Below are 21,158 nucleotides of genomic sequence, written 5' to 3'. Positions count from 1 at the left end.
CGCCGTCGCGGGCTGGGGCCCACGGAGCACCGCCGGCCGTAGCAGGACACCCGGTGCAGGCCCGGGGACCCGCTGAGGTTCCACCCGGGCCCGCGGCCGCTGTACGGGCCTTCTCTGTGAGGGCCCTGCCATCCGGGGCCCCGTTACAGGCGCAGGGGGCTCACACGGCCTCGTCCCCGGGTGGGGCTTGGAGGATGGCTCGGTGTCGGTGCCGGTACCGGTGCGCCTCGCCCGTACTCGGTGCTGGTCCTGACATCACGGGGCCTGCCCCTGAGATCAGGCTGCAAACATCTCGGATGCGAAAGTTCGGATGCCGCCGCTGGACATCAAAGAGCCCGCACCGTCCGGGGACAGTGCGGGCTCCTTGAGTGAACCTCAGACGCGTGACGTCAGTGGGCGTGGTCTCCACGGCTGTGCTCGAACACGAGGCCGAGCAGACCGAGCAGCGCCACGGGAACAGCGAGCCCCACGATCCACCAGCCGATGGCCAGAGCAGTCACGAACAGCGCGCAGCCGAGACCGAGAAGCAGCGGCCACCAGCTCCACGGGGAGAAGGCGCCGTACTCGCCCGACATCTCCACGATCTCGCCGTCCTCGCGGTCCTCCGGGAGGGTGCCCCCGGTGGAGCGCTGGACGAGCCAGAGGTACACCACGAGCATGAAGCTCATGGCCGCGACCGCCAGCAGAGCCGGGAAGCCCGCGAGCTCCTGGAAGTCCGTGACGTAGCCGTACACGAACCCGACCACGGTGCAGAAGACACCGAGCATCAGGAAGGTCTTGATAGTGGTGCTCATCGTCCGTTCCTTCCGCTGCCGCCGACCAGGGGGGTCTCGGCATCAAACTGCTGGCTCGAGAACGCGGAGAGCTCCGGGTGGTGGAGATCCAGCGCGGGGCGCTCGGAACGGATCCGAGGCAGGGAGGTGAAGTTGTGGCGCGGGGGCGGGCAGGAGGTCGCCCACTCGAGAGAACCGCCGAAGCCCCAGGGATCGTCCACCTCCACCTTCTTGGCGTTGCGGTGGGTGGTGTACACGTTCCAGAAGAACGGGATCATGGACACGCCCAGCAGCATGGAGCCAATGGTGGAGAACTGGTTCATCCAGGTGAACCCGTCCTCGGGCAGGTAGTCCGCGTACCGGCGGGGCATGCCGTCCACGCCCAGCCAGTGCTGGATCAGGAAGGTCATGTGGAAGCCCACGAACAGCAGCCAGAAGTGGATCTTGCCGATTCGCTCGTTGAGCATCTTGCCGGTGAACTTGGGCCACCAGAAGTAGAAGCCGGCGAACATGCCGAACACGATGGTTCCGAAGATCACGTAGTGGAAGTGCGCGACCACGAAGTAGGTGTCCGACACGTGGAAGTCCAGCGGCGGGGTGGCCAGGATGATGCCGGTCAGACCACCGAACAGGAACGTGAACAGGAAGCCCAGCACCCACAGGATGGGGGTCTCGAAAGTGAGCGAGCCCTGCCACATGGTGCCGATCCAGTTGAAGAACTTCACGCCGGTGGGGACCGCGATCATCATGGTCATGAAGGAGAAGAAGCCGAGGGCCACAGCACCGGTGACGTACATGTGGTGCGCCCACACGGTCACGGACAGAGCCGCGATGGCGATGGAGGCGAAAACCAGGCCCTTGTACCCGAAGATCGGCTTACGGGAGAACACCGGAATGATCTCCGAGACGATGCCGAAGAACGGCAGGGCGAGCACGTAGACCTCGGGGTGGCCGAAGAACCAGAAGAGGTGCTGCCACAGGATGGCGCCACCGTTCTCCGGGTCGAAGATGTGACCACCCAGGCGACGATCCATGCCCAGCGCGAACAGCGCGGAGGCCAGCGGCGGGAAGACCATGATGACCAGCATGGAGGTGATCAGCGTGGTCCAGGTGAACACGGACATGCGCCACATGGTCATGCCGGGCGCGCGCATGCACACGATGGTGGTGATGAAGTTGACCGCACCGAGGATGGTGCCGAAGCCCTGCAGACCGAGGCCGAAGACCCAGAGGTCACCACCGACGCCCGGACTGAACGTGGTGCTGTTCAAGGGCGCGTAGGCGAACCAGCCGAAGGAGGCGGCGCCCTGCGGGGAGAGGAAGCCCGACACCGCGATCAGCGAGCCGAACAGGAAGAACCAGAACGACAGCGCATTCAGGCGCGGAAACGCCACGTCCGGTGCGCCCAGCTGCAGGGGCACGATGACGTTGGCGAAGCCGATGAACAGCGGGGTGCCGAACATCAGCAGCATGATCGTGCCGTGCATGGTGAACAGCTGGTTGTACTGTTCCTTGGTCTCCAGGATCTGCATGCCGGGCTGGAAGAGCTCGGCGCGGATGAGCAGCGCCATGACGCCGCCCGCGCAGAAGAAGATGAACGAGGAGATCAGGTACATGTACCCGATCGTCTTGTGGTCCGTGGAGGTGAGCCAGTTGACGATCACCCGGCCCTTGGAGCGTGGGACAACGCGGGGTGCGGCTGCTGCCGCGTCGTCCCGCGAATATTCGAGCGTAGACATTGCCTATCCCCTAGTTGTTGGAGGTTGCGTTCTGATTGGGATTGCGGTTGTACTCGTCGCCCACGAGGCCGGTGTTGCCCTCGTCGCGCAGCTTCTGCATCTGGGCGTCGTACTCCTCCTGGCTCACGACGGCCACGTTGAAGAGCATCTCCGAGTGGTACTCACCGCACAGCTCCGCGCACTTGCCGGCGAAGGTGCCTTCGTGACCGGTGGTGAAGCTCATGTAGTTGGTGCGGCCCGGGATCATGTCGATCTTCTCCAGGAATGCCGGAACCCAGAACGAGTGGATGACGTCACGGGACGTGATCTCCAGCTCCACCTCGCTGTTGGCGGGGAGGTACAGGGTGGGCAGCGTCTCCTCGACGCCCGGCTCACCGGTGAGGTGTGCCTGGACGCCCTGGTAGTGGACGTCGTCGTCCACGTAGTTGAAGTCCCACGCCCACTGCTTGCCGTAGACCTGGATCTTGGCGTCCGGGTTCTCGAAGCGGTCCGTGATCTCGGTCTGGGCGCGGAAGGAGAAGAAGAACAGCGTCACGATCATGGCGATCGGGACGATGGTGTAGAAGATCTCCAGCGGTGCGTTGTACGCGAGCTGGCGAGGGTAGCCCGTCTCGTTCTTGCGCCGGCGGTAGGCCACCATGCACCAGAGCATGAGGCCCCACACCAGGAGACCGACGGCGAGGGCCGCGACCCACGAGCCGATCCACAGGTCCATGATCAGATCGGCGTTGTCGGTGGTGCCCCGTTCGGTGGGCAGGAAGCCCACCTCGACCTGCTCCGAGCACGCGGTGAGCGAGATCGTCGCCAGGACTGCCACTGCCGAGAGCTTCAGCTTCCGACCGCGGCGGCTGCCGGTTCGAGTTTGCGAACTCACAGACGGCCCTTCCTCTTCTGTACGTGGGCTCGGCGTCGGTCCTGCGCGTGGGCACAGAGGACACGTTGCCCGTTAATTGTTCTCCCTGGGAAGCTTACCCCTCACCCCCTCGATGTGCTGACACTGTGTCAGCGCGCCGTGTCGTGCCCGCCCACGGGGCGGTGTCCCGCTCCCCCGGGCCACTCGGCGTCGTCGTGGGCGTGCGGGGGCAGGGGTCCGCTCGCCCGGTGGAGCCGGCGCGGGGGCGTCACGGGGTGCCGTGGCCGAGGTGTGCGGGCACGGAAAAGGGGTGCGCCGGGCCCGTCAGGCCCTGCGCACCCCTTCGCGACGGCGTGGTCCTAGTGGAAGCTGTCCCCGCACGCGCAGGAACCCTGCGCATTGGGGTTGTCGATCGAGAAGCCCTGCTTGGAGATGGTGTCCTCGAAGTCCACGGTGGAGCCGCTGAGGTACGGGACGCTCATCTTGTCCACGATGACCTCCACGCCGCCGAAGTCGCGGACGTGGTCCCCGTCCAGGACCCGCTCGTCGAAGTACAGCTGGTAGATCAGCCCGGAGCAGCCGCCGGGCTGCACCGCGACGCGCAGGCGCAGGTCCGTGCGGCCCTCCTGCTCGAGGAGGTCCCGGACCTTCTGGGCGGCGTTGTCGGTGAGCAGGACCTCGTGGGCGGGCAGGTCCTGGGTGGTCTCGTTGTCCGTGGTGACGCTCATGGTGCTCGCTTTCTGTGCGACCCGGGGGCCTGCCCCTGAGTGCGGTTCGACGGTTCTGCGGGTGGAACGCGGTGGTGCGCGGAATCATTCCGCGGCGCCACGCCCCTGTTCGGCGAGGGCGGTGAGGACCAGGGCCTCGGCCGTCACGGCGTGCAGGAAGTCCCCGATGTGCAGGGACTCGTTGGCGCTGTGGGCGCGCGTGTCCGGGTCCTCGATGCCGGTGATCAGGATCTGCGCGTCCGGGTAGGCCTCCGTGAGCGTGGCGGTGAACGGGATCGACCCGCCCATCCCGGCGGTCACGGCCGGACGTCCCCAGGCCTGCTCGAAGGCCCACAGCGCGATCTGCGAGCTCACGGCGGTGTCGTCCGCGCGGAACGACGGCCCGGCCTCCTCGACCTCGAACGTCACGTGCGCACCGAGCGGGGCGTGCTCCAGCACATGCGTGCGCAGCGCCTCGGCGGCCTCCTTGGGGTCCTGCCCGGGGGCCACGCGCAGGCTGAGCTTGGCTCGGGCGCTGGCGGCGATGGTGTTGGAGGCGTGGTCCACGTCCGTGACGTCGATGCCGGTCACGGAGATGGCTGGCTGGGTCCAGATCCGGGAGGAGATGGAGCCGCGCCCGGCCAGCTGCACGCCGTCGAGCACGCCGGCATCCGCGCGGAAGCGGGCCTCGTCGTAGTCCACGTCCGTGGCGTCCTCGCTCAGCAGCCCGGCCACGGCCACGGCACCGTCGTCGTCGTGCAGCGTGGCGATCAGTCGGGACAGCAGCGTGGGCGCATCCAGGACGGGACCGCCGAACATGCCGGAGTGCACCGCGTGGTCCAGCGCGCTGATCTCCACGATCCCGCCCACCACGCCGCGCAGCGTGGTGGTCAGGGCGGGGACGCCGACCTCCCAGTTGGCGGAGTCCGCGATCACGATGACGTCCGCGGCGAGCTTGTCCTTGTGGGCCGCCAGGAAGGCCCCGAAACCGGGCGAGCCGGCCTCCTCCTCACCCTCGACGAACACGGTGATACCCAGTCCGGGCTCTTCGCCGTGGTGCTCGAAGAACGCCCGGAGCGCTCCGACGTGGGCCATCACTCCGGCCTTGTCGTCGGCCGCGCCGCGACCCCACAGACGTCCGTCCTTCTCCACGGCCTCGAAGGGCTCGGTGTTCCACAGCTCCCGCCTGCCCGGGGGCTGCACGTCGTGGTGGGCGTACAGCAGGATCGTGGGGTGTCCCGGAGCCGCGGCCCGGCGCGCGACGACGGCCGGGTGGCCCGCGTCGTCCGGCGACGGCACGCGCAGCACCTCCACGCTGTCGAACGGCAGACCGCGCAGGAGGGCTGCGACGGCCTCGGCGCTGCGGTCCAGGTCGGCGGCGTCGAACGAGTCCCAGGCGATGCCGGGAATCGCGACGAGTTCACCGAGCTCGCCGAGCAGCGTGGCGCGGGAGCTCTCCACGCTCGCCCGGAGGGCCTCGACGGTGTCGGAACTGGGACGTGTGAAGTCTGTGCTCATGGGGCCAGCCTAACGGCGCCCGCTGCGAGGTGGCAGGTCGCACGCGCGGAGCCCACCCCGGACTCCGTTAGGCTGGTCGGGTGTTTGGACGCAGGAAGACAGAAGAATCCACGGGTTCCACCGCCGTGCGCGCCACGGCCGTGACCGAGCCCGCCGAGACCCCGGACCGCGGCGGGCAGCCCGCCGACGTCCGCAAGGGCCGCCCCACTCCCACCCGCAAGGAGCAGGAGGCCGCCCGTCGCCGCCCCCTGGTCCCCGAGGACCGCAAGGCCGCCAAGGCGGAGTCCAAGCAGGCCGAGCGCCAGCGCCGCGCGCAGGCCCAGGCCGGGATGGCCGCCGGTGACGAGCGCTACCTGGGTCCGAGGGACGCGGGCCCCCAGCGCCGTTTCGCGCGTGACTGGGTGGACTCGCGGTTCAACGTGGGCGAGTACGTGCTGATCTTCCTGCTGCTCGTGTTCCTCATCCTCTTCCTGCCGGTGCAGTCCCTGGCCATGACCCTGATCTGGGTCGTGTACGGGTACGTGGCGCTGAGCATCATCGACGCCGTAATCATGTCCCAGCGCATGCACAAGGCCATGCAGCGCAAGTTCGGCACCGTGCAGCGGGGCACGCGCTGGTACGCGTCCATGCGAGCGTTCACGATCCGCCGGCTGCGCCTTCCCAAGCCGCAGGTGCGGCGGGGCGAACGTCCCGAGTGACGCCCGACCTCGAAGGACAGGGGCCCGGACCACGGTGGTGGTCCGGGCCCTGTCCTTCGCCGGGGCGGCGACGATCAGCGGGTGGTGCGCCGGGCCGCGCGCCGCAGGCCCTTGTTGATCCGTGCGGCCCAGAACGGCCCCTCGTAGAGGAACGCGGTGTACCCCTGCACGAGGGAGGCACCAGCATCCAGGCGCTCCACGACGTCCTCCGCCGTGGTGACACCGCCCACCGAGACGAGCACCAGACGGTCCCCCACGTGCGACTTCAGCAGCCGGAGCACCTCGAGGGAGCGCCGACGCAGCGGGGCACCCGACAGGCCACCGGCACCGCAGCGCACGACCTCGTCCTGCTCCGTGGTCAGTCCCAGCCCGTCACGGGCGATCGTGGTGTTGGTGGCCACGATGCCGTCCAGCCCGAGGTCCATGGCCAGGTCCGCCACGGCGAGCACGTCCTCGTCCGCCAGGTCCGGGGCGATCTTCACCAGCAGCGGCACCCGCCGGGAGGTGACACGGTCCGCCTCGGCGCGCACGGCACGCAGCAACGGCCGGAGGGAGTCCAGTTTCTGGAGCTGACGCAGCCCGGGGGTGTTGGGCGAGGACACGTTGACCACCAGGTAGTCCGCGTAGGGGGCCAGGAAGCGCGTGCTGCGCACGTAGTCCTCGGTGGCGTGCTCCAGCTCCACCGCCTTGGTCTTGCCGATGTTTACCCCCACCACGGGACGACGCCGCCCGGTCCGGGCCGCCTCCTGCGCCAGGCTCTGCAGCGCAGCCGCCACGCGGGGGGCCACCGCCTGGGCTCCGTCGTTGTTGAAGCCCATCCGGTTGACCACGGCGCGGTCCCGCACGAGCCGGAACAGGCGGGGGCGCGGGTTGCCGGGCTGAGCGCGCCCCGTGACCGTGCCGACCTCCACGTGGCCGAAGCCCAGGTCGGTGAGGGCGTGGACTCCCGTGGCCCCCTTGTCGAAGCCGGCGGCCAGCCCGAAGGGCGAGGGGAAGGTCAGGCCCATCACGGTCACCTCGTTCCCGGCATCCGGGGCGGTGAACCGCGAGAGCACGCGGCCCAGTCCGCAACGACGGGTCAGCGAGATGCCGGCGAAACCAAGGGTGTGGGCAAGTTCGGGATCCATCCAGGAGAAGGCGGCCTTGAAGAAGGCGGGATACACGCGCATGGGTCCAGTTTCCCACACGGGCTCCGGGCCGAGATCCGTCTGCGTCGGACGGGGAGCCGCGGGAGCCACTGGGTGGCGTGATCGGTGCCCTAGTGCTTCAAGTTTCAGGTGACTGTCACGGGTTGGAGCTCAAGTTTTGATGAAGACTTCCAGCATTGAGCCCGTCAGGATCCCTCCGGATTCACGGCCTGATCCACCGCTCCCCCGTACCGCCGGTCCCGCTCCACGTAGTCCTGGACTGCTCGCCACAGCACCCGCCGGTCCATGTCCGGCCAGAGCACGTCCAGGAACACCAGCTCGGCGTAGGCGGACTGCCAGAGCATGAAGTTGGACAGCCGCTGCTCCCCGGAGGACCGGAGGAACATGTCCACGTCCGGCAGCTGCGGCTCGTCCAGGTACCGTTGCACGGTGTCCTCCGTGATGGACCCCGGCTTGAGCAGACCCTCACGGGCGTCACGGGCCATGGCTGCGGCGGCGTCTGCAATCTCCGCCCGGCCGCCGTAGTTCACGCACATGGTCAGCGTGATGACGTCGTTGCCCTCCGTTTCGCGCTCGGCGGTCTCCAGCCGCTTGATCACCGAGCTCCACAGCCGCGGGCGTCGCCCGGCCCAGCGGACCCTGATCCCCCACTCCTGGAACGTGGGCAGCTGGCGGGACATCACGTCCCCCGTGAAGTTCATGAGGAAGGCCACCTCGGACGGTGAGCGCTTCCAGTTCTCCGTGGAGAAGGCATATGCGGAGACGGTGGGGATGCCCAGCTCGATGGCACCGGCCACCACGTCCATCAGAGCCCGTTCCCCGGCCCGGTGGCCCTCCGTGCGCGGGAGCCCCCGCTGATTGGCCCACCTGCCGTTGCCGTCCATCACGAGCGCCACGTGCTGGGGAAGAAGGGCGGGGTTGATGTCGGGCGCGGTCTCCCCGCTGGAGTGCGGCGGCGGGGGGCTGAAGCTGTTCACTCGGTGGTCCTCTCGGAGCGACGGTCGGTACTCCCCCACCCTAGGACCTGGCACGGCCCACCCCGTGCGGGTCAGCGGTCCGCGGGGGCCTCCGGTGCTGCGTCCCAGGCTCCCGCTCGCTCGACGAGAGCCAGGGCTCGCACGGTGCGCTCCATGTGCCACTGGACGTAGGTGGCCACGAACCCGGCCGCCGCACGCGCCGTCCGGGGATCGGCGGCGTCGATGGTGGGCCAGTGACCGCGCAGCAGACCGTCCAGCAGCTGGAACGTGGCGTCGCTCGGTGCGGCCGAGCCCGGGGGACGGCACTGCGGGCACACGGCCCCGCCGAGTGCGGCGGAAAAGGACCGGTGGGGCCCGGGAGCACCGCAGCGGGCGCAGTCCACGAAACTCGGCGTCCACCCCGCCAGGGAGACGGCCCGCAGCAGGTAGGAGTCGAGGATCCGCCCGGGTTCGTGCAGCCCCCGGGCCACCGCCGAGAGCGCTCCGACGAGCAGCCGGTAGTGCTGAGAGGAGGTGTCGTGGTCGTCGGCGGTGAGTTTCTCTGCCGTCTCCGCCATGGCCGCGGCCGCGGTGTAGCTCTCGTAGTCGGAGGCGATCCGCTCCCCGTAGGACCGCTTGCCGATGGCCTGGGCCACGATGTCCAGGGTCCGCCCGTGGACCAGCTGCACCTCGGCCACGTTGAACGGTTCGAGGCGGGCCCCGAAACGGGACGTGGTGCGGCGCACGCCCTTGGCCACGGCCCGCACCTGCCCGTGCTCGGCGCTCAGCAGGATCACGATGCGGTCCGCCTCACCCAGCTTGTGGGTGCGCAGCACCACGGCGTCGTCGCGGTAGCTGCGCGAGGCGAAGGTTGAACGGGCCACGCGCGCCATTGTGCCACCCCGCGCGGTGCCCTGCGCGCTGGTCCCGGAGCGCGGTCCGCACGGACGACGCCGCCCCTCGGTCTGCGGGACCGCGGCGGTGCGGTCCGTGCCCCGCCGGGGACCGCACGGTGCCGGGCCGGTGGCTGCGCCGCGGTCCGGAGCCACCGGGGTCCGACGATCCCTGCGGTGCACCGTCGGGGCCCGGCCGTGCTGGCCGGGGCCCCGACGGGGGCGGAACCGCAGCCCCCGCGAGCCCGGACGGGGACGTCGGGCTCAGTCCTGCTCAGCGCCCTGGGCGTCCCTCACCGCGCGGTTGACGGCCGAGATCACGGCCTTGAGCGATGCACGGGTGGTGTTGCTGTCCATGCCGGCGCCCCACAGCACCCGGTCCCCCACCGCCAGCTCCACGTAGCTGGCCGCCTGGGCGTTCGAGGAGGCGGACAGGGTGTGCTCGGTGTAGTCGAGCAGGCGCACGTCCACACCCTCCTGGTTGAACAGGTTGATCAGGGCGTCGATGGGACCGGTGCCCTGCGCGGTGCGCTCGCGGTGCTCACCGCCCACGTCCAGACCGATCTCCAGCACGGTGCCGCCCTCGTCCTCCGCGTGGGTGGAGATGGAGGTGATGCGGTAGTGGCCCCACCGGGAGGTGCCGTCCGTGGTGGGCAGGTACTCGTCCGAGAAGATCTTCCACAGCTGCTGCGCCGAGACCTCGGAACCGGACGTCTCCGTGTACTTCTGCACGGCACCCGAGAACTCGATCTGGGCGCGGCGGGGCAGGTCGATCCCGTACTCGCTCTTGAGCAGGTAGGCCACGCCACCCTTGCCGGACTGCGAGTTCACGCGGATCACGGCCTCGTAGCTGCGCCCCACGTCCTTGGGGTCAATGGGCAGGTACGGCACCGCCCACTCGAGGTCGTCCACGCCCACGCCCTGCTGCTCGGCGTCGCGCTGCATGGCCTCGAAGCCCTTTTTGATGGCGTCCTGGTGCGAGCCCGAGAACGCCGTGAACACCAGGTCCCCGCCGTACGGGCTGCGCTCGGGGACGGGCAGCTGGTTGCAATGCTCCACGGTGCGGCGGATCTCCTCGATGTCCGAGAAGTCGATCTGCGGGTCCACGCCCTGGGTCAGCAGGTTCAGACCCAGGGTAACCAGGTCCACGTTGCCGGTGCGCTCGCCGTTGCCGAACAGGCACCCCTCGATCCGGTCCGCCCCGGCCAGGTAGCCCAGCTCCGCGGCGGCCACACCCGTGCCGCGGTCGTTGTGGGGGTGCAGGGACAGGATGATGTCCTCCCGGTGGTACAGGTGACGGCCCATCCACTCGATGGTGTCCGCGTACACGTTGGGGGTGGCCATCTCCACGGTGGCGGGCAGGTTGACGATCATCTGCCGTCCGTCGCCGATCTCGAAGGTCTCGGCCACCTCGTTGCAGATCCGGGCCGCGAACTCCAGCTCGGTGCCGGTGTAGGACTCCGGGGAGTACTCGTAGACGACGTTCGTGCCGCTGAGCTGCTCCTCGTACTTGCGGCACAGGCGGGCCCCGGTCAGGGCGATGTCCACGATCCCGTCCATGTCCTGCTGGAACACCACGCGCCTCTGCAGGGTGGAGGTGGAGTTGTAGAGGTGCACGATCGCGTTCTTGGCGCCGTCGATGGCCTCGTAGGTGCGTTCGATCAGGTGCTCCCGGGACTGGGTCAGCACCTGGATCGAGACGTCGTCCGGGATGTGACCGCCCTCCACCAGAGTGCGCACGAAGTCGAAGTCGGTCTGGGACGCGGACGGGAAGCCCACCTCGATCTCATTGAAGCCCATGCGCACGAGCAGCTGGAACATCCTCAGTTTGCGGTGGGAGTCCATGGGGTCGATCAGGGCCTGGTTGCCGTCCCGCAGGTCCACGGCGCACCAGCGCGGCGCCGTGGTGGCCACCTTGTCCGGCCACGTGCGGTCGGACATGTCGAACGGGAAGTTCTGCTGGTACGGGGTGTACTTGTGGGCGGGCATGCCGGAGGGGCGCTGCAGGTTCTTCACGGGAGGGGCCTTTCGAGCTGTGACGTGGTGGCCGGCACCGGGCGACTCCGCAGCGGGTGCTCGGCCGTCGATCGTTGTGTCAGGCCCCGCTGCGGCACGTAAGCAGGAGTCGCTGCACGTTGGTCCGCATGTGATCCAACGTACCACCCGGGGTGGGCATCACCACAACGTCAGCCGTCCGCTGTGGCCTGGCACGTGAACTGCTCCGCCGTCTGGCCGTCGAGCCCGTCCGGCAGCTGCTGGTCCCGGGTCATCCGGTCCCCGCTCGTGAAGTCCTGCCCCACGGCCACCTCCACGCCCTCGACCTCGTAGGACGCCACCAGCTGACTGTCGGAGACGTTGAGCAGCCGCGCGACGTCGTCCGCGGCCACCGCCCAGTCCGGGTGGTAGAAGATCTGCGTGGCTGACAGCTGGGCGCCCGAGCGGCCGCTGCGGGTCTGCTCGTAGCCGGCCTTCTTCAGCACGGACACGAGCTGCGCGTCCCGCCCTCCCGCGTCCGAGCGGTTGATCACGGTCACGGACACCAGGGCCGGGGCCACCGCGGGGGCGCTCGCGGAGGGCGTGGCGCTCGACGGCGCGGCGGCACCGGGTGCCGCCGGTGCGGCGTCGTCCGGTGTGGCGGGCGCCGGCGCGGACGGGGAAGAAGAGCCCTGCGTGCCGCCCGTGACCCCGACGTCCTGCTGGAGGGTGGCGAACAGCTTCTGGGCCGGCTGCTCCTCGAGCTGCAGCCGGTTGGGGTCCTCCGGGTGCGGGTGCGTGGGGGCCGTGACGAATGCGATGCTGCCCGGGTCGATGCCGTTGAAGGTGCCCCCGATCTCCACGAGCGCGGGAATGGAGGTGAGCCCCTGGTCCACGTGCAGGTTCTGCGTCATGACCTCGGCGATGTGGTAGAGCTGCGGCAGGTTGGTGAGCGTCCCGTCCGCCTGGATCTTGCGTGTCAGGGACGCCAGGAAGGCCTGCTGGGAGCGGATTCTGGCCTCGTCCCCGCCGTTGCCGAACGCGGCGCGGGAGCGCAGGAACGCGAGGGCCTGCTCCCCCTCCACGGTGGAGATGCCGGCGGGCAGCTTCAGCCCGGACTTGGGGTCGTCCACGGCCTCGTTGACGCACACCTCCACGCCGCCCACGGCGGTGGAGAGCTCGGTGACGGCGTTGAAGTCCGCCAGCATGAAGTGGTCCACGTCCACACCGGTGAGCTTGTTGATGGCCGCGACCGTGCACCCGGGGCCGCCGCGCTCCACCGCGCTGTTGAGCATGTCCGTCCCGGCCGGGTAGGCTTTCCCGGACTCGGGGTCGGTGCACTGCGGGATGTCCACCACGAGGTCCCGTGGGAAGGACACCACGGTCACGGCGTCCCGGGCCTCGGTGACGTGCACGAGCATCATCACGTCCGTGCGTCCCTCGGAGTCCTCGGCGCTGCCGTACTCGCTGTTGCCCTTGCCGCTGCGCGTGTCCGAGCCCATCACCAGGATGTCCAGCGGGCCACCCTCCACCGCCCCGGAATCCTCCGAGAGGTCCAGCGGGCTGGACGTCAGGTTGCTCGTGAGCCGTAGCGCCGCCACCCCGCCCAGTCCGATCACGCTGATCAGCGCCAGGACCACGAGGATCACGGCGATCCTGCGGGTCGAGGAGCGGTGCTCCCGGGCCCGGTGGTGGCGTCCCGTCTGACGGAGCTCGAACGGCTCCTCCGCCGGCGCGGCGCTCTGCGCGGGCTGGGAGGCCCACGGCGCCGCCGCACCGGGATCACGGCGGCTGCGGTGACTGGGACTGGGTTCCACCGGTGACTCCTGGGAAGTTGGTCTCGCGGGGTCGCGGCGCCGACGATCGCTCCGGCGCGGCGCGCCCCGCGGGGGACGGCGCGGACCGGGTCAGAACCCCAGCTTGGACAGCTGCCTGGGGTCCCGCTGCCACTCCTTGGCCACCTTGACGTGGAGGTCCAGGTAGATGCGGGTGCCGAGCAGCGCCTCGATCTGCTCACGGGAGCGCGTGCCGATCTCGCGCAGCCGCGCCCCCCGCTTGCCGATCACGATCGCCTTCTGGGACGGACGCTCCACGTAGAGGCTCGCGTGCACGTCCAGCATGGGGTTCTCGGGCGAGCGCCCCTCGCGCTCGGAGACCTCGTCCACCACCACGGCCAGGGAGTGCGGCAGCTCGTCCCGCACGCCCTCCAGGGCGGCCTCGCGGATGAGCTCGCCCATCATGGTGACCTCCGGCTCGTCCGTGAGGTCACCCTCCGGGTACAGCGGCGGGGAAACCGGCATGAGGGACACGAGCAGCTCGCCCAGCTCGTCCACCTGGTAGCCGTGCGCGGCGCTCACGGGGATCACGTGGGCCCAGCCGGCGTCCTCGTCCGACGCCGCATCCCGGCTCGGCGCGGAGGGGGGCCGTCCCGACGACGCGGCGTCGCGGCGTCGTTGGCGGGCCTCACGCTGGGCGCGCTCCGCGGTGACGACCTCGCGGCCCAGCTCGCTCACCGCGAGCAGCTGCTCCATGAGCCGGTCCTGCGGCACGAGGTCGGCCTTGGTCACGATCGCGACGACCGGTGTGCGCCCCACGGCGGCAACCACCTGCTGCGCGATGTAGCGGTCCCCGGGACCCACCTTCTGGTCGGCGGGAACGCAGAAGCCGATCACGTCCACCTCGCCGAGGGTCTCCGCGACCACGTCGTTGAGCCGCTGACCCAGCAGGGTGCGGGGCCGGTGCAGGCCGGGGGTGTCCACGAGGACCAGCTGTCCGTCCTGGCGGTGGACGATGCCGCGGATCGTGTGCCGGGTGGTCTGCGGGCGGTTGGAGGTGATGGCCACCTTCCGTCCCACCAGGGCGTTGGTGAGCGTGGACTTGCCCACGTTCGGGCGGCCCACGAACACCGCGAATCCGGCGCGGAAGTCCTGCTCGGCGGGGGTGCTGTCCTGGCTCATGCGACGTCCTCGGAAGTTCGGTGCGTGGTGCGGTGCGGCGGGCGGGGGGTCATGACATGGTCTCCACGGGCGCGTCGCGGCCGAGGAACTCCTCGAGCAGTGCGCGCTGCGCGCGGAACATGCGCTCGCGCTCGTCCTCCTCCGCGTGGTCGTGGCCGAGCAGGTGAAGCAGGGAGTGGGCGGTGAGCAGGCACAGCTCGTCCTCGGTGCTGTGCCCCGCGGCCTCCGCCTGGCGCTGCGCCACCGGAGGGCACAGCACGACGTCCCCGAGCACTCCCAGGGAGGGCTCCTCCGGGGTGCCCTCCCGCAGCTCGTCCATGGGGAAGGACATCACGTCCGTGGCGCCAGGCAGCTCCAGCCACTGCTCGTGCAGCTGGGCCATCTGCTCCTCGTCCACCACAGCGATCGAGACCTCGGTGTCCGGGTGCAGGTGCCAGCGCCGGAAGGCGAGCTCCACGAGCGCGCCCAGCTGGGCCGTGTCCACCGCGCGCCAGCACGGCGCCAGGCCGGCCTGGTCCTCTGGGGTCTCCCACGGCAGGTCGAACGCGACGCTCACCGCGCGGACCCCTGTCCCGGACCGGCCTCCGCAGTCCCGTGGGCGGGGCGGGCGGCACGCCGGTCCTCCTTGCGCCGCGCGCGCTCCACGCGGTGCCTGTTGGTCGTGTCGAACTGGTCGTACGCGGCCACGATCTCCCCCACGAGCTCGTGGCGCACCACGTCCGCGGAGGTCAGCTCGCAGAACGCGATGTCGTCGATCCCGCCCAGCACGTGCTGGACCTGGCGCAGCCCGGACTTGGTGGCGCCGGGGAGGTCCACCTGGGTGACGTCACCGGTCACCACGATCCGGGAGCCGAAACCCAGTCGGGTGAGGAACATCTTCATCTGCTCGGGCGTGGTGTTCTGGGCCTCGTCCAGGATCACGAAGGCGTCGTTGAGCGTGCGCCCGCGCATGTAGGCGAGCGGTGCCACCTCGATGCTGCCGGCCTCCATGAGCCGCGGAATGGACTCGGGGTCCATCATGTCGTGCAGCGCGTCGTAGAGCGGGCGCAGGTAAGGGTCGATCTTGTCGTTGAGCGATCCGGGCAGGAACCCCAGCCGCTCCCCCGCCTCGACCGCTGGCCGCGTGAGGATGATCCGGTTGACCTCCTTGGCCTGCAGCGCGCGCACGGCCTTGGCCATGGCCAGGTAGGTCTTGCCGGTGCCCGCGGGGCCGATGCCGAACACCACGGTGTGCTCGTCGATCGCGTCCACGTAGGTCTTCTGGTTCACCGTCTTGGGGCGGATGGTGCGCCCGCGCGTGGACAGGATGCTCGTGGACAGCGCGCTCGAGGGCCGCAGGTCCTGCGCGTCACGCATCATGCGGGCCACGCGCATCACGGTGCGCTCGGTGATCTCCGTGCCGCGCAGTGCCATGGCCAGCAGCTCCTCGAGCAGCGACGCCGCCAGGCGGGTGTCCGTCACGGGCCCCTCGAGCACCACGTCCAGGTCCCGCACGGTCATCCGCACGGCCGGGAACTGCTGCTCCAGCAGGCGCAGAGTGGTGTCCGCCTGGCCCAGGCAGCGGACGGCGGTGTCCCGGTCCGGCATGTGGACGCTCACACGGGTGGTCTCACGGCTGGGACGGGATGCGGTGGTCAGGGTGTTGTTGCCCTCGAGTGCTTCGGTCATCGCCCCCAGCCTATCCGCTCACAGCCCGGCCGGGGCCGCGGGTTGCAATCCGGTAACGGTCCCGTGCGCACGCGCGCAACGGTGGCACCGCACGTTTCTCCCCCGGTAGGTTGTGTCGTCGGCGGGACGCCCGCCACCACGACCACCGCCGGGCCGGGGACGGCAGCCACCGTCTCCTCGGTCCACAACGCCACCCGCGGCGTCGTACCGCCCGTCACGACCACTGCGACAGGCACCCAGGCGACGGAGAGGAACCCATGACGACCCGCATCCTGCACCGCGTCACCGCGCTCGCGGTGGCGGGCGTGCTCGCCGTCGGCGTCTCCTCGTGCGGCAATGCGGCAGACCGCCCGGACAACAAGTCCGCGGCCGCGCCGGGCATCGGCGCCGCGCCCGGCAGCACCAACGACTCCGTGGACGGTGTGGCCACGGAGCAGGCCCCCGTGTACTGGGTGGGCACCGGCGAGGAGTCGGACTACCTCCTCCGGGAGTTCCGCACCCCCGTGACGAGCGACATCGCAGATCCCGTGGCACGCGCGGCCCTCACCGTCACCGCGGCCGCGCCCTCCGACCCCGACTACCGCACACTGTGGTCCGCGGTCGACACCGTGGGAACCAGCGTCACCCCGGACGGCACCGTCACGGTGGACCTGCCGGCTGCGGCGTTCACCGCGCAGCTCTCCGAGCAGGACGCCCGGATGGCGCTGCAGCAGATGGTCTACACCGTCTCCGCCGCCGCGGTCACCGCGGGCCTGCTGGACTCCTCCACCGCCAAGGAGGTCCGCATCCTCGTGGACGGGCGCACGGGGTACCGAGCCTTCGGCGCGGTGACCCTGGACGACCCGCTCACGCGGGACCCCGCGCTCGCGGCGCCCATCTGGCTCATCGACCCCCAGACGGGCACGGATCCCGGCAGCCCGCTCACGATCTTCGCCCGCATCCTGCCCTCCGTGCACAACGTCCGGTGGGAGATCACCTCGGGCGAGCGGCGCGTCAAGGGCGACACCGTGGACGGACCCACGCCCGGCACCGATCCCACCACAGGAACGGAGCTGCGCACCGTCGTGGACCTGGAACCGGGGACCTACACCATCCGGGTGAGCGGCACGGACGAGCAGGGCCACACGATCGCGGACGACCACGAGATCACGGTGTCCCCCGCGGACTGAGCACGGTCCGGAACCGTCCTCCTCAGTCCCACAGCCCCAGCACCGCGCTCAGCGCCGCGAGTGCCGCTGGACCGGCCGTGGAGGAGCGCATCACCGTGGCGCCCAGGCGCACGGGCCGGGCGCCGGCCGCGCACAGTGCTTCGAGCTCCCGCTCGCTGATCCCGCCCTCGGGACCCACGACCACCGCCACGTGCTCCTGCTCGCCCCAGGCGGCCACCTCGCGGGACGACCACGGGACGTTCGCGCTCTCGTGGAGCACGAGCCACAGCGTGCCCGGCTCGGAACGGATCAGCTCTGCCAGCCCGGCCGTGTCCACCCACGGTGCCAGTTCCGGCCACGTGGCCCTGCGGGACTGCTTGGCCGCGGTGGCCAGCAGCGACTCCCACTTGCCCATGGTCTTGGCGGCCCGCTCGGCCCGCAGGCGTACGATGCTGCGCTCTGCCTGCCAGGGCACCACCCGGGAGACCCCGAGCTCGGTCGCCGACTCGACGGCCTGAAGGTCCCGGTCCCCCTTGGCCAGTGCCTGCACCAGGCTCAGCAGAGGCCGCGGCTGCGGTTCACGCGCGACTGACTTCACGGCCACGGTCATCCGGTCCTTCTCACCGTCCCTGAAGGTGCACGTGGCGCGGGTGCCGTGGCCGTCCACGAGGTCGAGGAGCTCGCCGGCGCGAAGCCGGCGCACGGTCACCGCGTGGCGCGCCTCGGGCCCGTGCACGTCGAGGAGCTCCCCCGGACGGGCCCGGGAGAGCCCCTCACCGGGGTGGTGGAAGACGGGGTTGGTCACTGGTCGTTGAACCGCCCGCGCAGCCGGGAGAAGAATCCGCCCGAGCCGGTGGCGTTGACCGTGGTGCCGTCGTGGGCCTCCTCGTCCCGCAGCTGCGCCAGCCGCTGCACGAGCTCACGCTGCTCGCCCGTGAGGTTGCGGGGGGTCTCCACCTCGAAGTGGACTTGCAGGTTTCCGCGTCCCTTGCCGCGCAGGTGCGTCACGCCGAGCCCGTCGAGGGTCACGGTGGCACCTGACTGGGTTCCGGGCTCCACGGCCACGCTGCGGGTGCCGTCGAAGGTCTCCAGGGTCACGGTGGTGCCCAGGGCGGCCGCGGTCATGGGGATGCGCAGCCGGACGTGGAGGTCGTCCCCCTCGCGGTGGAACGTGGGGTCCGGGTCCACCTTGAGCTCCACGAAGAGGTCGCCGTTGGGCCCACCGGCGGTGCCGGCCTCGCCCTGGCCGCCCAGGCGGATGCGGTTGCCGGACTGGATGCCGGCGGGGATCTTCACAGTGAGCGGGCGACGGTCACGCACCCGGCCCTCGCCGTAGCACTCGTGGCACGGGCTCTCGATCACGGTGCCGAAGCCGTTGCACTGCGAGCACGGGCCCTGAGTGGTGACCATGCCCAGGATGGACTGGCGCTGGTACTGCATGTGCCCCGAGCCGCGGCACATGCTGCACGTGGTGGGGCTGGTGCCGGGCTGGCAGCAGGAGCCCTCGCACGCGGGGCACACCACGGCGGTGTCCACGGTGATGTCCTTCTCCACCCCGAACACGGCGTCCTTGAGGGAGATGCGTACGTTGATCAGTGCGTCCTGGCCCTGCCGGGTGCGGGACTGCGGGCCGCGCTGGCCGCCCGCCCCCGCACCCTGGAAGAACGTCTCGAAGATGTCGGAGAAGCCGAACCCGGAGCCCGGGAAGCCACCGCCGAAGCCGGTGTCCGTGCCGTTCTCGTTGCCCGTGGCGTCGTAGACCCGGCGCTTGTCGGGGTCCGAGAGGACGTCGTTGGCGTGCGAGACGCGCTTGAACTCCTCCGCGGCCTCCGGTGACGGGTTGACGTCCGGGTGCAGCTTGCGCGCCTTCTTGCGGTAGGCGCGCTTGATCTCTTCGGCGCTGGCGTCACGGCTCACGCCGAGGGTTTCGTAGTGGTCGCTCACGATGTCGTCGCTTCTGCTTTCGTCGGGTCTGTGGTCGGTCGGGGCGGCGCCGGCGCGGCGCTCAGTCCCCCAGGTTCCTGGAGAGGTATCGGGCCACCGCGCGCACGGAGGCCATGGTGGTCGGGTAGTCCATGCGGGTGGGTCCCACCACGCCCACCTTGGAGGCGGCGCGCGGTCCGTAGCCGGCGGCCACCACGGAGGCTTCTGCCAGCGGGTCGTCGCACTCCTCGGAGCCGATCCGCACGGCCACCCCGCGCTCGTCCTGCTGCATCTCGGACAACAACCGCAGCATGGTCACTTGTTCCTCCAGTGCCTCCAGCACCGGGGAGATGCTCTGCGGGAAGTCGCCGCTGAACCTCGCGAGGTTGGCCGTGCCGGCCATCACCAGGCGGTGCTCGTCCGTGGCCGAGGCGAGCAGGGAGAGGGTCTCCCCGACGGCGTCCCCGGCCTCGCGCAGCTCCGCGGGCAGCGTTTCCCCCAGTCCGGCGACGGCGCTCGGCACGGCATCCAGCGCCTGTCCCAGTACCCGGGCGAGCACGCGGGCACGCAGCTCCAGCAGCTGGGGCTCGTCCAGCGCGGTGCGCAGCTCCACGGCCCGCTGCGCCACGCGGCCCGAGGTGGGGATGAGGATGACCAGCACTGCCGCGCCCACGTCCACGAGCTCGACGTGGCGCACGGTGGTGCCCGTGCGCACGGGGTACTGGATCACCGCCGCCTGGTGGGTCAGCTGCGCGAGCAGGCGCACCGTGCGCTCCATGACGTCGTCGATGTCCTGCGCGTCCTCCAGGAACACCTGGATGGCGCGGCGCTGGGCCGGGCTCAGCGGCTGGACCGCGGCGATCTGGTCCACGAACACGCGGTAGCCCTGGTCGGTGGGGATCCGCCCGGAGCTGGTGTGCGGTGCCACGATGAGTCCGGCGTCCTCGAGGGCCGCCATGTCGTTGCGCACCGTTGCCGAGGACACGGGAAGCCGGTGGCGCTCCACGAGCGCCTTGGAGCCCACGGGTTCGCGGGAGTGGACGTAGTCCTCCACGATGGCCCGCAGGATCTGCACCCTGCGCGGATGGTCCATGGTCCTCACCTCCCGTGGCGTGTCGAGCAACGGGCCGTGCGCCCGTCGTGGCCGAGCACCAATTTTGGCACTCATCGAGTCACAGTGCTAATCCCCCAGTGTAGGGCGCGGGCGTCCCGGGGCCGCTTTGGTACGCTCGCGGCTGATCTGCCCGCCGCACCGAGGAGGAACCCGTGAACGCACCCGGCTGGGGCTGGGGTCCCCAGGACCTGGACAGCCCCGAGGTCTCCCGCACCCGGCCGAGTGCGCGCGAGGTCGCCGTGGCGCGTGACATGGTGCTGGAGGACGTCGAGACCGGGTGGGTGGGCGCCGTCGTCAGCGTGGAGGTGATCGGCGGGATGCGCGTGGTGGGGCTCGAGGACCGGCACGGCCGGGTCAAGACCTTTCCGCTGGGGCCGGGCTTCCTGCTCGACGGCGAACCGGTGCGGCTCACACCCCCGGCACCGCGGACCGCCCCCGCCGGCAAGCGCATCACGCGCTCCGGCTCCGTGGCGGTGGAGGGCCTCAGGGCGTCCGTGGCCAAGGAGTCCCGCGTGTGGGTCGAGGGCTACCACGACGCCGAGCTCGTGGCCAAGGTCTGGGGGCACGACCTCGCGGTGGAGGGCATCGTGGTGGAGCCCCTGCACGGCATCGACGACCTGTCCGCCGCCATCCGCGACTTCCGCCCGGGCCCGCAACGACGTCTCGGGATCCTGGTGGACCACCTGGTGGCCGGATCCAAGGAGTCCCGCATCGCCGAGCAGGCCCTGCGGGTGCCGGGTGCCGCGGACAACGTGCTGATCCTGGGGCACCCCTACGTGGACATCTGGCAGGCCGTGAAGCCTTCGGCACTGGGCATCCCCGCGTGGCCCGTGATCCCGCGCGGCGTGGACTGGAAGACCGGCATGGCCAAGGCACTCGGACTGCCCCACCGCACCCCGCAGGACGTGGGACGGGCCTGGCAGCAGATCCTCACCCGGGTGAACACCTACGCAGATCTTGAGCCTGCGCTGCTGGGCCGCGTGGAGGAGCTCATCGACTTCCTCACCGCGGACGAGGCGGCCACCCGGTGAGCCGTCCCCGGGTTCGGGCGGCTGCAGGGGGCCTGCGGTGTGACGCACACCGTGGCAG

General features: G+C 70.5%; 19 protein-coding genes. 3 read left to right on the top strand and 16 right to left on the bottom strand.

Annotation, left to right across the window (positions count from 1 at the left end; genetic code table 11):
- Nucleotides 1–389 precede the first annotated feature (389 nt).
- The 5 genes from P8S73_RS01245 to P8S73_RS01225 all read right to left on the bottom strand — a co-directional run bounded on the left by P8S73_RS01245 (nucleotide 390) and on the right by P8S73_RS01225 (nucleotide 5,590).
- Nucleotides 390–794, bottom strand: coding sequence for a cytochrome c oxidase subunit 4 (locus P8S73_RS01245; RefSeq protein WP_102613295.1), 405 nt, complete (start codon nucleotides 792–794; stop codon nucleotides 390–392).
- Nucleotides 791–2,512: a cytochrome c oxidase subunit I gene (ctaD, locus tag P8S73_RS01240; protein WP_102613296.1), complete on the bottom strand. Its 1,722-nt coding sequence runs from the start codon at nucleotides 2,510–2,512 to the stop codon at nucleotides 791–793. The genes P8S73_RS01245 and ctaD overlap by 4 nt, the downstream gene beginning before the upstream one ends.
- Nucleotides 2,513–2,522: 10 nt before the next feature.
- On the bottom strand, nucleotides 2,523–3,329 hold the full coding sequence (gene coxB / locus P8S73_RS01235) for a cytochrome c oxidase subunit II (protein ID WP_396350441.1): 807 nt from the start codon (nucleotides 3,327–3,329) through the stop codon (nucleotides 2,523–2,525).
- A 395-nt stretch (nucleotides 3,330–3,724) separates the two neighbouring features.
- Nucleotides 3,725–4,093: an iron-sulfur cluster assembly accessory protein gene (locus P8S73_RS01230; protein WP_019309223.1), complete on the bottom strand. Its 369-nt coding sequence runs from the start codon at nucleotides 4,091–4,093 to the stop codon at nucleotides 3,725–3,727.
- 84 nt (nucleotides 4,094–4,177) lie between these two features.
- Nucleotides 4,178–5,590 carry a dipeptidase gene (locus P8S73_RS01225; protein ID WP_310264673.1) on the bottom strand — a complete coding sequence of 471 codons (1,413 nt, stop codon included), beginning with the start codon at nucleotides 5,588–5,590 and terminating at the stop codon, nucleotides 4,178–4,180.
- A gap of 80 nt (nucleotides 5,591–5,670) precedes the next feature.
- On the opposite strand from P8S73_RS01225, the gene P8S73_RS01220 reads away from it, so the two are divergent.
- Complete coding sequence (locus P8S73_RS01220) at nucleotides 5,671–6,288, top strand: DUF3043 domain-containing protein (RefSeq protein WP_259897831.1); 618 nt, start codon at nucleotides 5,671–5,673, stop codon at nucleotides 6,286–6,288.
- Nucleotides 6,289–6,362: 74 nt separating this feature from the next.
- On the opposite strand, the gene P8S73_RS01215 is transcribed toward P8S73_RS01220, so the two are convergent.
- The 8 genes from P8S73_RS01215 to P8S73_RS01180 all read right to left on the bottom strand — a co-directional run bounded on the left by P8S73_RS01215 (nucleotide 6,363) and on the right by P8S73_RS01180 (nucleotide 15,884).
- Nucleotides 6,363–7,457, bottom strand: a complete 1,095-nt coding sequence (locus P8S73_RS01215) for a quinone-dependent dihydroorotate dehydrogenase (protein ID WP_396350440.1) — start codon at nucleotides 7,455–7,457, stop codon at nucleotides 6,363–6,365.
- 164 nt (nucleotides 7,458–7,621) lie between these two features.
- On the bottom strand, nucleotides 7,622–8,413 hold the full coding sequence (locus tag P8S73_RS01210; RefSeq protein WP_396350439.1) for an isoprenyl transferase: 792 nt from the start codon (nucleotides 8,411–8,413) through the stop codon (nucleotides 7,622–7,624).
- Nucleotides 8,414–8,484: 71 nt separating this feature from the next.
- Nucleotides 8,485–9,276, bottom strand: coding sequence for a DNA repair protein RecO (gene recO / locus P8S73_RS01205; RefSeq protein WP_259897377.1), 792 nt, complete (start codon nucleotides 9,274–9,276; stop codon nucleotides 8,485–8,487).
- Between the two features lie 273 nt (nucleotides 9,277–9,549).
- Nucleotides 9,550–11,301: a 2-isopropylmalate synthase gene (gene leuA, locus P8S73_RS01200; protein ID WP_396350438.1), complete on the bottom strand. Its 1,752-nt coding sequence runs from the start codon at nucleotides 11,299–11,301 to the stop codon at nucleotides 9,550–9,552.
- A gap of 170 nt (nucleotides 11,302–11,471) precedes the next feature.
- Entirely contained in the window at nucleotides 11,472–13,076 is a 1,605-nt protein-coding gene (locus tag P8S73_RS01195; RefSeq protein WP_396350437.1) for an LCP family protein, read from the bottom strand.
- Nucleotides 13,077–13,166: 90 nt separating this feature from the next.
- Complete coding sequence (locus P8S73_RS01190) at nucleotides 13,167–14,216, bottom strand: GTPase Era (RefSeq protein WP_312964618.1); 1,050 nt, start codon at nucleotides 14,214–14,216, stop codon at nucleotides 13,167–13,169.
- 49 nt (nucleotides 14,217–14,265) lie between these two features.
- Nucleotides 14,266–14,721 carry an rRNA maturation RNase YbeY gene (ybeY, locus tag P8S73_RS01185; RefSeq protein ID WP_192807211.1) on the bottom strand — a complete coding sequence of 152 codons (456 nt, stop codon included), beginning with the start codon at nucleotides 14,719–14,721 and terminating at the stop codon, nucleotides 14,266–14,268.
- Between the two features lie 47 nt (nucleotides 14,722–14,768).
- Nucleotides 14,769–15,884 (bottom strand): PhoH family protein, encoded by a 1,116-nt coding sequence (locus P8S73_RS01180; RefSeq protein WP_039101160.1) that lies wholly within the window; start codon nucleotides 15,882–15,884, stop codon nucleotides 14,769–14,771.
- Nucleotides 15,885–16,141: 257 nt separating this feature from the next.
- On the opposite strand from P8S73_RS01180, the gene P8S73_RS01175 reads away from it, so the two are divergent.
- Nucleotides 16,142–17,053 (top strand): GerMN domain-containing protein, encoded by a 912-nt coding sequence (locus tag P8S73_RS01175; RefSeq protein WP_121240701.1) that lies wholly within the window; start codon nucleotides 16,142–16,144, stop codon nucleotides 17,051–17,053.
- Nucleotides 17,054–17,075: 22 nt separating this feature from the next.
- On the opposite strand, the gene P8S73_RS01170 is transcribed toward P8S73_RS01175, so the two are convergent.
- The 3 genes from P8S73_RS01170 to hrcA all read right to left on the bottom strand — a co-directional run bounded on the left by P8S73_RS01170 (nucleotide 17,076) and on the right by hrcA (nucleotide 20,048).
- Complete coding sequence (locus P8S73_RS01170; RefSeq protein ID WP_059281552.1) at nucleotides 17,076–17,837, bottom strand: 16S rRNA (uracil(1498)-N(3))-methyltransferase; 762 nt, start codon at nucleotides 17,835–17,837, stop codon at nucleotides 17,076–17,078.
- On the bottom strand, nucleotides 17,834–18,976 hold the full coding sequence (gene dnaJ, locus P8S73_RS01165; protein WP_059281551.1) for a molecular chaperone DnaJ: 1,143 nt from the start codon (nucleotides 18,974–18,976) through the stop codon (nucleotides 17,834–17,836). Before dnaJ ends, P8S73_RS01170 begins: the two co-directional genes overlap by 4 nt.
- Before the next feature lie 61 nt (nucleotides 18,977–19,037).
- Entirely contained in the window at nucleotides 19,038–20,048 is a 1,011-nt protein-coding gene (hrcA, locus tag P8S73_RS01160) for a heat-inducible transcriptional repressor HrcA (protein ID WP_396350436.1), read from the bottom strand.
- A gap of 173 nt (nucleotides 20,049–20,221) precedes the next feature.
- On the opposite strand from hrcA, the gene P8S73_RS01155 reads away from it, so the two are divergent.
- A complete protein-coding gene (locus P8S73_RS01155; RefSeq protein WP_239358065.1) occupies nucleotides 20,222–21,100 on the top strand; it encodes a DUF3097 family protein in 879 nt (292 codons plus the stop codon).
- Nucleotides 21,101–21,158: the final 58 nt, after the last annotated feature.

Origin of the sequence: Kocuria sp. ChxB (assembly GCF_044359605.1) — a bacterium.
Taxonomy (GTDB): Bacteria; Actinomycetota; Actinomycetes; order Actinomycetales; family Micrococcaceae; genus Kocuria; species Kocuria rhizophila.
This window is presented reverse-complemented; position numbering and strand designations above follow the sequence as displayed.

Coding starts and splice junctions, on each gene's coding strand:
- hrcA (WP_396350436.1), bottom strand. CDS start 20,048: ATGGACCATCCGCGCAGGGTGCAGATCCTGCGGGCCATCGTGGAGGAC.
- P8S73_RS01215 (WP_396350440.1), bottom strand. CDS start 7,457: ATGCGCGTGTATCCCGCCTTCTTCAAGGCCGCCTTCTCCTGGATGGAT.
- ctaD (WP_102613296.1), bottom strand. CDS start 2,512: ATGTCTACGCTCGAATATTCGCGGGACGACGCGGCAGCAGCCGCACCC.
- P8S73_RS01180 (WP_039101160.1), bottom strand. CDS start 15,884: ATGACCGAAGCACTCGAGGGCAACAACACCCTGACCACCGCATCCCGT.
- P8S73_RS01245 (WP_102613295.1), bottom strand. CDS start 794: ATGAGCACCACTATCAAGACCTTCCTGATGCTCGGTGTCTTCTGCACC.
- P8S73_RS01225 (WP_310264673.1), bottom strand. CDS start 5,590: ATGAGCACAGACTTCACACGTCCCAGTTCCGACACCGTCGAGGCCCTC.
- P8S73_RS01230 (WP_019309223.1), bottom strand. CDS start 4,093: ATGAGCGTCACCACGGACAACGAGACCACCCAGGACCTGCCCGCCCAC.
- P8S73_RS01190 (WP_312964618.1), bottom strand. CDS start 14,216: ATGAGCCAGGACAGCACCCCCGCCGAGCAGGACTTCCGCGCCGGATTC.
- P8S73_RS01175 (WP_121240701.1), top strand. CDS start 16,142: ATGACGACCCGCATCCTGCACCGCGTCACCGCGCTCGCGGTGGCGGGC.